Consider the following 13,482-nt stretch of genomic DNA (forward strand, 5'->3'; position numbering starts at 1 on the left):
GCCAGGTCGGCGGACGTTCGGGTGGGGGTGTGGCGGGACCGGCGGCTCGGGGTCGCGGGTCGGTCACGCATCCGGACCGCGGCTTGGCGATGGGGTGGCGATGCCCTAACATTCGAACATGTGTTCGATAATCTCTTCGGTGGGGCCGACCGGGCAGGTCCCACCGGTGTCACCGACCGGGCAGGTGGTGCCCGCGGGTGGGTGCGGGGCGCCCGGTGAGTGGAGTACGGGTGTGGGGCGGGAGGTGGCGGTGAAGGACCTCGACGCGCAGGTGGCCCGGCTGGCGGCCCTCGACCCCGGCGAGGTGCCGGACACTGAGCTCGCCCTGCTGGTGGCGGACATGCGCCGGCTCGTCGACGCCACCGACGCCTGCTGGGTCCGCCTGCTCGCCGAGTTCGACCGGCGTGAGCTGTGGAACCTCGCCGGAGCCCGGTCGGCGGCCGCCTGGCTGCGCCGGGAGTGCCGGCTCGTCCACCCGACGACGACCTCGGCGCTCACGGTGGCGCGCGCGCTGCGATCCCTGCCGGTGACCGCGGAGGCTTTCCGGACGGGCACGATCAGCTTCGACCACGTCCGCGCCATCGCCCCGGCGCTGGAGGCCGCGCGTGGCGAGCTCGCGCGCAGCGCCGACCCGATCTTCGCCCGGGCCGCCCTGTGGATGAACCCCCGACAGATGGGCAACGTCGTCCGGACGTGGATCCGCCTGGCCGAATCCGAGAGCTCACGTCCCTCGGGCAGGCCCAAGCCCCCTGTGCCGTGACGAGACGCCGTGACGGGGCCGCCGTCCGGTGGCGGGACCCGGAAGCGCGGGCCGGCGGGCGGCAGTCCCGACAGGAACGTGGCGGCCGGGGAGTCCGGAGACTCGCCCGGCCGCCACATCTCGACGGTCGGTGCTGCCGAAGGCCTGAGTCATCGCGGGCCTGAGCCGTCGCCTGGCTGGAGCGAGAGGGACTACAGAGGGATGTTGCCGTGAACGTTCTTGTCCACCCGGGCCTCGGCGGCCGCGTCGGCGAGCGCGGCCGCGACCGCTCCGCGGGTCGTCGCGGGTGTGACGACCGCGTCCACCACGCCCAGTTCCACCGCGCGGTCGATCCCGCCGACGGTCCGGACGTGCTCCTCGGCCAGCTCGGCCATCACGTCCGGGCGGCGCTGGACGGGCACCTCGGCCAGCTGCCGGCGGTGCAGGATGCCGACCGCGGCCTCCGCCCCCATGACCGCGAGCTGAGCCGTCGGCCAGGCGTAGACCGCGGTGGCGCCCAGGCAGCGGGCGTTCATCGCGATGTACGCGCCGCCGTAGGCCTTACGGGTGACGACGGTGACCCGGGGCACGGTGCACTCGGAGAACGCGTAGAGCAGCTTCGCGCCGCGCCGCACCACACCTTCCCACTCCTGGCCCACGCCGGGCAGGTAGCCGGGAACGTCGACGAGCACCACGAGCGGAACCCCGAACGAGTCGCACATCCGCACGAAGCGCGAGGCCTTCTCCGCCGAGAGCGCGTCGAGGCAGCCGCCGCGGCGCAGCGGGTTGTTCGCCACCACGCCGACCGTCCGCCCGCCGAGGCGGCCGAGGGCCGTGACGATGTTGCGCGCCCACTTGGGGTGCAGCTCGACGACCTCGTCGTCGAGCAGGCCGGCGACGAGCGGCCGCACGTCGTAGGCGCGGCGGGGGTTCTCCGGCAGCAGATCGCCGAGCTCACGCTCGGCGACGTGGCCGATGGAGCCCTGGTCGGCCAGCAGCGCGGTGATCGCGCGGGTCCGGTCGAACGCGGCGTCGTCGGTGTCGCAGGCGAGGTGGACGACCCCGCTGCGGGTCGAGTGAACCTCGGGGCCGCCGAGGCTGTCGGCCGTGCACTCCTCGCCGGTCACCGAGCGGACGACGTCCGGGCCGGTGACGAAGACCTTCGCGTCGGGCCCGGTGATGACCAGGTCGGTGAGCGCCGGTCCGTAGGCGGCGCCGCCGGCCGCGGCCCCGAGGACCAGCGAGAGCTGCGGCACCCGTCCCGAGGCGCGGACAGTCGCCGCGAAGACCCGGCCGACGCCGTCGAGCGAGGCCACGCCCTCCTGCAGGCGGGCGCCCCCGGAGTGCCAGATACCGATCACGGGGCAGCTCATCCGGACGGCCGACTCGATCGCGTGCACGATGCGCGCGCAGCCGTCCCGGCCCATCGCGCCGCCCTGGACCGTGGGGTCGGTGGCGAACGCGACGACCTCGTTGCCGTCGACGAGCCCCTGGCCCGCCACGACACCCGAACCGTCGGCGGAGGCGAACAGCGAGAGCGTGTCCGGGTCGAAGAAGCGGCTCAGCCGCGAGACGGGAGTGCGGGAATCGGTGCGGTCGATGGTGGACAGACTCACCGTAGGTCTCCTTGGTTGAGCGGTATCAGTCTGCTCCTGCGCAGATGGCGGCCCCGGTGCGGCCACCGTGAGGTACTTCCTGGCCGGAGGGTGGAACCCGGCGAACCGCCCCGGCGCCCCCAGGTGTGCCGCCGTCGTAGCGGGTGGCACGGTCTTTCCCGGGGGCGCCGGGCGCGTGTCCTACACCGTGAACGCGAGACAGACGTCGTGCCCACCGAACCCGAACGAGTTCGACAGGCCAGCGCCGGTGCCGAGCTCCCGGTTGTCGATGCTCACGACATCCAGAGCGATCTCGTCGTCGAGCGCGTCGAGGTTGCGCGTCGCGGGGACGACACGCTCGCGCAGCGAGAGCAGCGTGACCACGGCCTCCAGCGCGCCGGCCGCCCCGAGCAGGTGGCCGGTCATCGACTTGGTCGAGGTCACCGCGATCGAGTCGATCGCGGAGCCCAGCGCCAACCGAAGCGCGATCGACTCGGCGACGTCCCCGGTCGGGGTCGACGTCGCGTGCGCGTTGACGTGGATGACGTCCTCGGGCTCCAAAGAGGCCGAGCGCAGCGCCGTCCGGATCGCCCGGGCCGCGCCGGCCCCGGTCGGATCCGTCGCGGCCACGTGGTAGGCGTCCGAGCTGATGCCGGCGCCAGCGAGGGTCCCGAGGACCCGCGCGCCGCGGGCCTGCGCGTGCTCCGCCGACTCCACCACGATGACCGCCGCGCCCTCACCGAGCACGAAGCCGTCCCGGGCCTTGTCGAACGGGCGCGAGGCGGTCTCGGGTGCGTCGTTGCGCCGGGAGAGCGCCTGCATCTGCGCGAACCCGGCGATCGGCAGGGCGGCGATCGCCGCCTCCGTGCCGCCGGCGATCACGATGTCCGCCCGGCCGGCGCGGATGATGTCCAGCGCCAGCGCGATCGCCTCCGAGCCGGACGCGCACGCGCTGACCGGCGCGTGCACACCGGCCTTGGCGCCGAACGCCAGACCGACCGTGCTCGCCGGGCCGTTCGGCATCAGCATCGGCACGACGTGCGGCGACACCCGCCGCGCCCCACGCTCCCGCAGCACGTCGTGCTGGTTGAGCAGGGTCAGCACCCCGCCGATCCCGGACGCCACGCAGACGGCGAGGCGCTCGGAGTCGACCTCCGGGGAGCCCGCGTGGGCCCATGCCTCCCGCGCGGCGACCAGCGCCATCTGCTGGCTGCGGTCGAGGGTTCTGGCCTCGACACGGCCCAGCGGTGGTTCGACGGCGAGCGGGGCGGCGATGTGGACGGGGAGCTGTTCGACCCAGTCCTCGGTCAGGCGACGCGCGCCGGAGCGGCCGGAGAGCAGCCCCTCCCACGTGGACGGCACGTCGCCGCCGAGGGGAGTGGTAGCCCCGAGGCCGGTGACGACGACCTGCCTGGGGGTCGGGGTCACGCGGCGACACCCGCCCGCTGGATGTACGAGACGGCGTCGCCGACGGTCTTGAGGGTCTTGACGTCCTCGTCCGGGATCTTCACACCGAACTTCTCCTCGGCCGCGACGACGACCTCGACCATGGAGAGCGAGTCGACGTCCAGGTCGTCGATGAAGGTCTTGTCCGCGGTGACGTCGGCCGGGTCCACTCCGGCGACCTCCTCGAGGATCTCGGCGAGGCCGGCGAGGATATCGGTTTGCGACATTGTTTTCCTCCTGTGCGTTACGGGATCAGCGTTCCGGCCGGGCCGGTGGCCGCGCGGGCGGCCCGCGCGGGCAGCTCCGCACGGCGGTGGTGCGGGGCCCGGCCGCGGCACGGGTGGCCGCGGCCTGGGCCGGGGTACTCGGGGGCAGCGGAGTACCGGGGAGAAACGCGGTGCTCGGGGGCGGTGCTCAGGGGCATCGGACGACCTGTCCGCAGTAGGTCAGGCCGGCGCCGAAACCGAACAGCAGCACCGGATCGCCCGAGACGACCTCGCCGGCTTCCATCATCCGGTCGAGCGCGAGCGGGATGCTTGCCGCGGACGTGTTGCCGGAGTCCACCACATCGCGGGCGATCGGCACGTCGGGGACACCGAGGCCACCCGCGAGCGCCTCGACGATGCGCAGATTCGCCTGGTGCGGCACGATCGCGGCCAGCTCGGCCGGCGCGACACCGGCCCGCTCGCAGACCGTCCGCAAGGTGGGTACGAGCGAGATGGCCCAGCGGAACACGGCCGGGCCCTCCATGCGGAACGAGTTGTCGCCACGCCCGGGAACCTGGATCGCCTCGGGCCGCGACCCGTCGTGGCCCCAGACCGCCGGGCCGATCTGCTCGGTCTCGGCGGCGCCGATCACGACCGCGCCGGCCCCGTCCGCGAGCAGGATGCAGGTGGAGCGGTCGCTCCAGTCGGTGTAGTCGGAGAGCCGCTCGGTCGCGACGACCAGCACGTGCCGGGCACTACCGGCCCGGACCATGTCCGCCGCGGTGGAGACGGCGTAGCAGAAGCCGGCGCAGCCGCCGTTGATGTCGAAGGTTCCCGCGGCCGAGGCACCGAGCCGGGCGGCGACCTGCGGCGCGGTGCCCGGGATCTGGGATGGCGCCGTGCAGGTCGCCCCGATCACGGCCTCCACGTCGCGGGCGTCGAGCCCGGCGGCGGCCAGTGCCTTGTCCGCCGCGCTGACCCCCATCGCGACCGTGGTCTCGTCGTCGTCGGCGATCCGCCGGGTCGAGATGCCGGTCCGGCTGCGGATCCAGAGGTCCGAGGTGTCGACCTGCCGGATGATCTCGTCGTTGGTGACCAGTCGGGCCGGCCGGTAGGTGCCCAGCCCCAGCATCCGCGCCCCCGTCATGAGGCCGCCCCGACCAGGGGCTCGGCCTGGGGCGGTACGGCAACCCCGGCGGTGGGCAGGTACTCGGCGACGAGTTCGCGGGCGGCGTCCAGGTCGTCGGGTGTCTTCACCGCGACGATCTTCGCTCCGCGCAGCTCGCGCCGGGCGATGCCGGCGAGTGTGCCGGCGGGCGGCAGCTCGATCACGGCGCTCACCCCGGCCTCGCGCATGGCGGCCAGGCACAGATCCCAGCGCACCGGTGCCGCCACCTGGGCCACCAGCCGGGTGACCAGGTCGGCGCCGTCGTGCACCGCGGCGCCGTCGGCGTTGGAGAGCTGGCCGAGGGCCGGAGCCCCGGGCCGGATGCCACCCGCGACGGCCCGCAGCACGTCGCCGGCCGAGGCCATGTGGTGGGTGTGGAACGCCCCGGCCACGGACAGCGGCCGCAGCTTCGTCTTCGGTGGGGGGGAGTCGGCGAGCTTCGCGAGATCCTCGAGTGTGCCCGCGGCGACGATCTGCCCCGCGCCGTTGCGGTTCGCGGCGGTGAGGCCCATTTCCGCCAGCACCGTGGCGATCTCGTCCGGGTCGCCGCCGAGCAGCGCGGTCATCCCCGTGGGGGTCCGCGCGGACGCCTCGGCCATCGCCCGGCCTCGCAGGCCGACGAACAGCAGCGCCGACTCCGGGGTGAGTGAGCCGGTGATCGCGGCGCCGGTGATCTCGCCGACGCTGTGCCCGGCCACGACCGTGCGGGCACCGCCGGCGGGGGCCGCCGGCAGCAGGCCCAGCTGCTCGGCGGCCAGCAACCCGTTCGCGACGATGAGCGGCTGGGCGATCGCGGTGTCCCGAATGCTCTCCGCCGGTGCCTCACAGCCGATGTCGACCAGGTCCAAACCGGCCGCCGCCGACCACCAGCGCAGCCGGGCCTCGACGCCGTCGAGTTCCAGCCAGGGACGGAGCTGTCCCGGCGTCTGAGCACCCTGTCCTGGTGCGAGGATCGCGAGCACGTATCCACCTAACCCCGTGTGGCCGGTCGTTGTCGCTGGCGGCGAGTCACCGATGTCTCGTCGGCTCGTTGTCGGTGTCCTACAAAGCGGCAGGCTCCGACGGTACGTTAGTGCCCCTCCGTGCCTCTGGACCGGAATCCGGCGACAGGGCAGTAAATTTGCTTGGTGTGATGGTTCTCGCACCGACGGGAAGGGCCGTGCGGGCAGGTCGCGGACGGGGGTCCGGTCCGATCTGACCTGTAGGTTACGCACCGTCCAGGCGACCGAGCACCAGAGCGATGTGCAGGATGAACCGCTCGCGGTGATCGGCTGGATCAAGACCACAGACGTCCGCGACCTTGCGCAGCCGGTAACGCACCGTGTTCGGATGAAGGTAGAGCGCCCGGGCGGTCGCCTCCAGCGACGCGCCGAAGTCGAGGTATGCGCCAGCTGTCTCCAGAAGCGGGGTGCCGGCGTGGCGCAGCGGGAGGTAGACCTCCCTGATCAGGCTCTGCCGCGCGTCCGGATCACCGGCCAGCGCCAGTTCCGGCAGCAGCGCGCTCGCCGAGACCGGGCGCGGCGCCGCCCGCCAGGCGGCGACGACATCCGCGGCGGCGAGCGCCGCGCGGGCGCACCGGGGCGCACCGGTGAGGTCGCCCGCGATCGGCCCGACCACCACCGGGCCCGGCCCGCAGGCGGGCAGCAGTGCGCGGGCGGCCTCCAGCGCGGTGTCGGCGTCACCGGACGGCCGCGGGGTGTCGCCGCGACCGGATCCGCCCCCGGCGCCAGCCGCGACGGCCGGAGACCCGGACCCGGACGCGGACCCGCCGGCGCCGCCCGGCCCACCCCCACCGTGTCCACTCCCACCGTGCCCGGCCGCCCCGTGCCCGGCCGCCCCGTGCCCGGAACCGCTGTGCCCGGAACCACCGTGCCCGGCCCCGTTCGCCCCGCCGGGCCCGCTTCCGCCGGCGTTCGCCGGCGAGCCCGGCGGGTCACCGTCGTCAGGGCCGAAGGCGCCGCCGACGACCATCACGAGCCGGTCGTGGTGGACCCCGGCGAGCACCTCGAGGCCGGCGCCCCGGGCCAGTCGGTGCACCTCGTCGACGGCGACCTCGGGCGAGGTCGGCGGCGCCGCGCCGACGACGACGGTGACCGACGGCGGGTTGCGCCAGCCGACCGCGGCGGCCCGTGACGGCAGGCCGCGGTCGACCTCGCCGCGCACCACGTGGTCGACGACCAGCGCCTCCAGCCGGGCATCCCACGCGCCGCGCTCCTCGGCGGCGCGCGCGTACACCACCGCGCCCGCGAACGCGATGTCCCGGGAGTAACGCAGCACGTCGGCGAGCAGGCGCTGTTCGTGTTCCGGGCCGGCCAGGGTCGAAACCTCGGCCTCGATGGCCTCGACGGCGACCCGGACGAGATCGACCAGCCGCCGGAAGGTCACCGCCCGCACCAGCTCGCGGGGCGCGACCCGGAAGACGTCGCCGGACAGTTCCCGGGCGTGCTCGGGGCGGCGGCACCACTCGACGAACGACGAGATCCCGGCCTGCACCACGAGCTGGATGTCGGCCCGGTGCCGGGCGGACATCGCCGGGTACCAGGGGAGCACCTCCGTCATCCGGGTGACGGCCCGCGCGGCGAGCCGGCCGCTGGCCAGTTCGACCCGGCGGATCACCTCGTCGGTGGAGCCGCGGGGCGGGAGCGGCCGGCCGGCCGGCGCGTCGTCGGGGGAGGCGTCTCGGGCGGCGGGCGCGGTCCGGGCCGGCGGCACGACATGGCCGGGGCCCGACGTCGACGAGACGGGGGTGGAGGAGGAGAAGGAGGCCACGGTGGCCGGGGAGAGGGACGGGGGCAGTGGGGTGCCCTCCGCCGGCTCGTGCGCGGGTGCCTCGCCGGACGGGTCTGCTGCCACGGCGTCGAGCATGTCACCAGAGCTCCCCGCGGGGCGCCCCGACCGTCGGCTCACCCGGGGAACACCCGGGTGAGGAGGTCAGCTCGTCAGAGCTGGTCCCGATAGGTGGCGGCCCAGTCATGCACCCTGGCCACGTAGGAACGGGTCTCGTCGAAGTCCGGGATTCCCCCCGCGGTGCGGACGGCGTCCGGCCCCGCGTTGTAGGCGGCGAGCACGAGGGAGATGCGGTCTCCGGGCAGGTCGGCCACGGCCTCGGCCAGGTGTGCCTCGTAGTTGGCCGCCGAGATGATCGCGTCGCGGGGTTCGAGTGGATCGGCGAGGCCGTCTCCGTCGCCGTCGATGCCGAACTCCGCCCAGGTGGTGGGGAGGAACTGCATCATGCCGCGGGCGCCGGCGTGCGAGACGGCCGAGGGATCGAAACGGCTCTCGACCCTGGCCTGGGCGGCGAGCTGCGCCGCGCTGAGGACCCCGTAGGTGCTGGCCGCGGCCTGGAACACGGGGATCAGGTCCGCGGGGACGTCGGCGAAGGGCCGTTCGAAGATGTGACTGCATCCGGACAGCAGCGCGATCACGATGATCACGGCCAGGACCGCGGTGACGGGCGCGCGCCGGATCATGCCTCCTATTGTCCGTTCCGTACGGGGGATGTGTCCGCGCGGTCGTGGTCTTCACCGCGGCCGCTAGGTTCTCGTCTCATCGGTTCGTGTCTCAACGGTTCGTGTCTCAACCGACGAGCAGTGACCGCAGCGAGCGAAGGTCCTCCTCGGGGACGCCCGCCGCGCGCGCCCAGGCGGCCGGACCGCCCCAGATCTCGGCGACGCCGCCGAGGAAACCGCGCATGACCTCCGGCCGGCAGCTCATCTTGTCGATGGTCAACGGGTCCTCGGGCCGGTTGTAGGACGGCCGGCGGGCGAGCCGGGCGTCGACCCGGGCGATCCGCTCGTTGGTCAGGGCGTAGTCCTCGATGATCGCCTCGTCGACGACGCCGACGATCCCGAGCAGGAGCGCCGAGAGCACCCCGGTGCGGTCCTTGCCCGCGGCGCAGTGGAACAGCGCCGGCCCCGTCGCCGGCTGGGCGAGCAGGCGGACGGATCCGGCCACGGCGTTCCCGGCCAGGCGGAGGTAGTCCAGGTAGTGCTCGACCCGGTCGACCGAGTCGAGGTCCTTCACGATCGCGGGGAACCGGGGATCGTCCGGCATGATCCATTCGCCGGGCAGGAACGAGAGGTTGTGGTAGGCCACGTCCTCGTACTCCAGCGGGCCGCGGCCCTCCCGGGCCGCCTCCACCGGGGCCCGCAGGTCGAGCACCGCCCGCAGGCCGAACACCTCGCGCAGCCGGGCCACGTCGGCGGCGGTCAGCTCCTGGAGGGTGTCGCTGCGCAGCAGGACACCCGACCGGGTCAGGCGCCCGTCGGATGTCGGCAGCCCGCCGAGGTCACGGGTGTTGTCGGTGCCTGCGAGGTCGAACCACCGGTGCACCTTCCGATCATAGGTCGGCGCGTGGTGCCCCGGTCTGGGGTTCCGGCGTCCTCGGTTCCACGATCGGCGGTCGGGCGGCGTCCGCGCCGGCGTCGGAGGGGTCGATCGGGCGGGCCGGCACCCCGGCCACGACGAGTCCGGGACGCACGTCTCCGGTGACGACCGCCCCGGCGCCGACCACCGCGCCGGCGCCGATCCGCCTGCTGCGCACGACGCTCGCCTGCATCCCCACCCAGGCGCCGGGGCCGACCTCGACGGCGCCGCCGATCCGGGCGCCGGGGGCGAGCGTCGCGTAGTCGCCGAGCCGGCAGTCGTGCGCGACACCGGCGCCGATGTTCACCAGGACGTGCCGGCCCGTCTCGATGTTGGTGGTGAGGCTCGCGAGCGCGCAGACCACGGTGCCCGGCCCGAGCTTCACATCGCCGCCCAGGTAGGCGCGGGGATGGACGATGGTGGCCGGGCGCCGCCCGCAGGCGCTGGCGTACCGGTCGATGCGGGCCCGTGAGGCCGCCGCGCCGACCCCGATCAGGTAGTCGGCATCGAGGCCGGCCAGCAGGTCGAGCCCGCCCAGCACGGTGCTTCCGCGCCGGGCGAGCGGGTCGGGGTCGACCTCACCGTCGTCGAGGAACCCGAGGAACCGGTAGATGTCCCGGTCGCCGGCGGCGTTGACCGCCTCGACGAGGTCGAGGAGCTCGCGGCCGTGGCCGCCGGCTCCCACGATGACGAGCTGGCGTCCGAGGTCTGGCACGGGGCCGACCGTAGAGCGATGACGACCCACGTTCAATTGGACACTCTGAGTAGTCGACCCCGACTGGGGGTGCCCCTGTGGGGTGGGCGGTATCTCGGGGGGCGCGCCCCGGGATGCGTGGTATCACCGCCCAGCCCTCTCATCTCGATTACTATGGGTGTCTGATCGATTGCATATCGTCGCTTAACCTGCTCAGGGAGAGTGATCAGACGATGAGGGTCGTGGTGACCGGGGGCGCCGGGTTCATAGGCGCCCACCTGACCCGTGCCCTGCTGGCCCGTGGCTGTGAGGTGATCGTCGTCGACGACCTCAGCACCGGAGCCCGGTCGAACCTGCTCGGCCTGCCCGTGCGCCTCGTCCTCGGCAGCGTCACCGACCGCGAGCTGCTCGAGGACGCCTGCACCGGGGCGGACAGCGTCGTCCACCTGGCGGCGCGGCCCTCCGTCGAGCGCTCGCTGCTCGACCCGCTGGCCACCCACCATGTCAACGCGACCGGCACCCTGACCGTGCTCGACGTGGCGCAGCGCGGCGAGACCCACGTCGTGGTCGTCTCGTCGGCGCTGGTGTACGGGACGTCCGACGGCCGGCCCCAGACCGAGGATGATCCGCCGCGCCCGACCAGCCCGTACGCGGCCAGCGCGGCGGCGGCCGAGGGCTACGCCCTGGCGCACCAGGCGAGCTTCGGGCTGCCGGTGCTGGTCACCCGGCTGTTCAACGTCTACGGCCCGTACCAGCCGGCCCGGCACGTCCAGGCCGCCGTCGTGCCGTCGTTCATCGACGCCGCGCTGCGTGGACGTCCGCTGCCGGTACACGGCGACGGCCGGCAGACCAGGGACTTCACCTACGTCGAGGCGGTCGCCGGGCTGCTGGCCGACGCGGCCTGCCGCCGGCTGGCCCACCCCGGGCCGGTGAACCTGGCGTTCGGGACGAGCACCGACCTGCTGGCGCTGGTCGCCCACCTCGAGGACATCCTCGGCCACCGGCTCGACGTCGCGCACGGCGCGCCGCGCGCGGGGGACGTCCGCGACTCGCGGGCCCGCCCGGACGCCATGTACGCGCTGTTCGGCTCCGTCGAGCGCCCGGACCTGCGGGCGACCCTGGAGGAGACGGTGCACTGGTACCGGGAGCGCCTCGGCGATTCCCCCGGCGCGGCACCCAGATCCGCGGGCACCACCCCGCACCGCTGACCACCCCGCACCGCTGACCGCGGCGGCGGCGGCCGCCGCCGCCGGCTCAACCGATCCGCACCTCGGCCGGCCCGGTCCGGCGCTGCCCAGCCCGGCCCGATCCCGCCTGGCCCGGCTCGATCTGGTTCGGCCCCGGCTGGCTCGGCTCCCTCCGGTTCGGTCCGGCCTGGTGCGGCACGCTCGGCATGGGCTGGTCGGCGGCCAGCCGGGCCAGGGTGGCCCGGATCAGGGCCGGTGCCGCGTACGGGTCGACGTCCCGGACGGCAGTCGGGTCCAGCGGCGGCACCGGTACCTGCGAGATCAGCGGGTGCCGCGGCCGGGAGTCCCGCTCGCCGGCGCCCAGCAGCTCCTCGTGCAGCTTCTCGCCCGCGCCGAGCCCGGTGTAGACGATGTCCACCGGCCCGGGGGCGTGGGCCGCGATGCGGCGGGCGACGTCCGCGATGCGCACCGGTTCCCCCATGTCGAGGACCAGCGCCTCGCCGGCCGAGCCCAGGGCCGCGGCCTGCAGGACGAGCTGGACGGCCTCCTGGATGGTCATGAAGTAGCGGGTCACCTCCGGGTGGGTGACCGTCAGCGGCCCGCCCGCGGCCAGCTGGCCGGCGAAGACGGTCAGCACCGAGCCGTTGCTGCCGAGCACGTTGCCGAACCGGACGCTGACCAGCACCCCCGGCGCCCGGCCCGCGACGTGCGCGGTGAGGCGCTCGGTGATCCGCTTGGAGTGGCCGAGCACGCTGCTCGGGTTGGCCGCCTTGTCGGTCGAGATGTTCACCAGGCGCCGCACCCCACAGGCGGCCGCGGCCTCCAGGACGGTCAGCGTCCCCCACAGGTTCGTCTTCACCGACTCGCCCGGGAAACGCTCCAACAGCGGGAGGTGCTTGAGCGCCGCGGCATGGAAGACCACCTCGGGCCGGCGCGCGGCGAACAGCGTGGCCATCAGCTCGGTGTCGCGGATGTCGCCGAGGACGATCGAGTCGTCGTCGAGCATCGCCCGGCCGTGCAGTGAGAGCTGGACGGCGCGCAGCGCCGACTCGTCCCGGTCGAGCATGATCAGCTCGGCCGGCCCGAAGGTGTGGATCTGCCGGCACAGCTCCGAACCGATCGACCCGCCGGCGCCGGTGACGAGGACCCGGCGGCCGGTGAGATAGCGCTCGGCGGCCGTCATGTCGGTCTGGATCTGCCGGCGGCCGAGCAGGTCGGCGAGGTCGAGATCGCGGATGTCCGCGACGCCGACGGTGCCGTCCACCAGGTCCGCGACGCGGGGGAGCACCTTGACGGCGAGCCCGGCCGGTTCGGCCAGTGTGCTGATCTCCCGCAGCAGCGCCGCGTCCGCGCTCGGGATCGCGACGAGCAGGGTGCGTGCGCCGGTGGAGGCGGCGACGCCGGCGATCGCGGCCCGGCCGCCGCGGACCCGCACCCCGGAAAGCTGCAGGTTCCAGGTCCGTGGGTCGTCGTCGAGCAGGGCGACCGGGTAGTAGGGGCTGCTCGGTGTGCGCAGCATCGCGGTGAGCACCCGCTGCCCGCCGTCGCCCGCGCCGAAGACGATCAGTGGCTCGGCGGCGTCGGGGGCCGGCCGGCGCAGCCGCTCCTCGGTCAGCCGCCACAGATAGCGGACGCCGAGCATCAGCACCAGGGTCACCGCCCCGCCCAGCGGCGGCACGCTGAGCGGCACCGGCCGCGGCGCGCCGAACGCCAGCACCACCACGAGCACCCCGAGAACGGTGAGCGTGACCGCGACCAGGATGCCGAAGACCTCCTCGAACCCGCCGAACCGGTACCGGCCCAGGTAGAGGTGCAGCGCCGTGCCCAGGAAGTGGAGCAGACACACGGCGAGGAAGACGATGACCCAGAAGCCGGGCTCGGCGAGCGCGGCCGGGTCCAGGTCGAGCCGGCCGACCTGGGCGGCGATGAACCCGAGCGCGAGCGCGCAGACGTCCAGTGCTATCTGCAGACCGACCCGCTGTCGGAGGTCGAGTCGCGACACGCGCCGCGCAACCGCCGCCGTCCACAGACCGTGACGTCGTCCGTCTACTCTACGTCTCCACATGAGGCCATAGAGTAATT

12 protein-coding genes are annotated in these 13,482 nt (G+C 74.1%); 2 read left to right on the top strand and 10 right to left on the bottom strand.

The window, feature by feature from the left end:
* Window positions 1–139 precede the first annotated feature (139 nt).
* Window positions 140–760 (top strand): DUF222 domain-containing protein, encoded by a 621-nt coding sequence (locus B056_RS0125395; protein ID WP_230203178.1) that lies wholly within the window; start codon window positions 140–142, stop codon window positions 758–760.
* 191 nt (window positions 761–951) lie between these two features.
* On the opposite strand, the gene B056_RS0125400 is transcribed toward B056_RS0125395, so the two are convergent.
* From B056_RS0125400 to B056_RS0125445, 9 genes are all read right to left on the bottom strand, one after another.
* Window positions 952–2,355: an acyl-CoA carboxylase subunit beta gene (locus B056_RS0125400; RefSeq protein ID WP_018504671.1), complete on the bottom strand. Its 1,404-nt coding sequence runs from the start codon at window positions 2,353–2,355 to the stop codon at window positions 952–954.
* Window positions 2,356–2,535: 180 nt separating this feature from the next.
* Window positions 2,536–3,762, bottom strand: a complete 1,227-nt coding sequence (fabF, locus tag B056_RS0125405) for a beta-ketoacyl-ACP synthase II (protein ID WP_018504672.1) — start codon at window positions 3,760–3,762, stop codon at window positions 2,536–2,538.
* Window positions 3,759–4,007, bottom strand: a complete 249-nt coding sequence (locus B056_RS0125410; protein WP_018504673.1) for an acyl carrier protein — start codon at window positions 4,005–4,007, stop codon at window positions 3,759–3,761. Before B056_RS0125410 ends, fabF begins: the two co-directional genes overlap by 4 nt.
* 187 nt (window positions 4,008–4,194) lie before the next feature.
* The gene (locus tag B056_RS0125420) at window positions 4,195–5,133 is read right to left on the bottom strand and encodes a beta-ketoacyl-ACP synthase III (RefSeq protein ID WP_026240136.1); all 939 of its coding nucleotides are present in this window, start codon (window positions 5,131–5,133) and stop codon (window positions 4,195–4,197) included.
* Window positions 5,130–6,116: an ACP S-malonyltransferase gene (locus tag B056_RS0125425; protein WP_018504676.1), complete on the bottom strand. Its 987-nt coding sequence runs from the start codon at window positions 6,114–6,116 to the stop codon at window positions 5,130–5,132. Before B056_RS0125425 ends, B056_RS0125420 begins: the two co-directional genes overlap by 4 nt.
* A gap of 244 nt (window positions 6,117–6,360) precedes the next feature.
* Window positions 6,361–8,019 carry a helix-turn-helix domain-containing protein gene (locus B056_RS0125430; RefSeq protein ID WP_230203179.1) on the bottom strand — a complete coding sequence of 553 codons (1,659 nt, stop codon included), beginning with the start codon at window positions 8,017–8,019 and terminating at the stop codon, window positions 6,361–6,363.
* A 74-nt stretch (window positions 8,020–8,093) separates the two neighbouring features.
* The gene (locus tag B056_RS0125435; protein WP_018504677.1) at window positions 8,094–8,624 is read right to left on the bottom strand and encodes a transglycosylase SLT domain-containing protein; all 531 of its coding nucleotides are present in this window, start codon (window positions 8,622–8,624) and stop codon (window positions 8,094–8,096) included.
* 106 nt (window positions 8,625–8,730) lie between these two features.
* On the bottom strand, window positions 8,731–9,486 hold the full coding sequence (locus tag B056_RS0125440; RefSeq protein ID WP_018504678.1) for a tyrosine-protein phosphatase: 756 nt from the start codon (window positions 9,484–9,486) through the stop codon (window positions 8,731–8,733).
* 7 nt (window positions 9,487–9,493) lie between these two features.
* Window positions 9,494–10,234, bottom strand: a complete 741-nt coding sequence (locus B056_RS0125445; RefSeq protein ID WP_018504679.1) for a NeuD/PglB/VioB family sugar acetyltransferase — start codon at window positions 10,232–10,234, stop codon at window positions 9,494–9,496.
* Window positions 10,235–10,446: 212 nt separating this feature from the next.
* Between B056_RS0125445 and B056_RS0125450 the strand changes: the two genes are divergently transcribed.
* Entirely contained in the window at window positions 10,447–11,421 is a 975-nt protein-coding gene (locus B056_RS0125450) for an NAD-dependent epimerase/dehydratase family protein (RefSeq protein WP_026240138.1), read from the top strand.
* 46 nt (window positions 11,422–11,467) lie between these two features.
* Here B056_RS0125450 and B056_RS0125455 read toward each other — a convergent pair whose 3' ends face one another.
* On the bottom strand, window positions 11,468–13,465 hold the full coding sequence (locus B056_RS0125455) for a nucleoside-diphosphate sugar epimerase/dehydratase (RefSeq protein WP_230203180.1): 1,998 nt from the start codon (window positions 13,463–13,465) through the stop codon (window positions 11,468–11,470).
* Window positions 13,466–13,482 lie beyond the last annotated feature (17 nt).

It is taken from the genome of Parafrankia discariae (assembly GCF_000373365.1).
Lineage (GTDB): Bacteria > Actinomycetota > Actinomycetes > Frankiales > Frankiaceae > Parafrankia > Parafrankia discariae.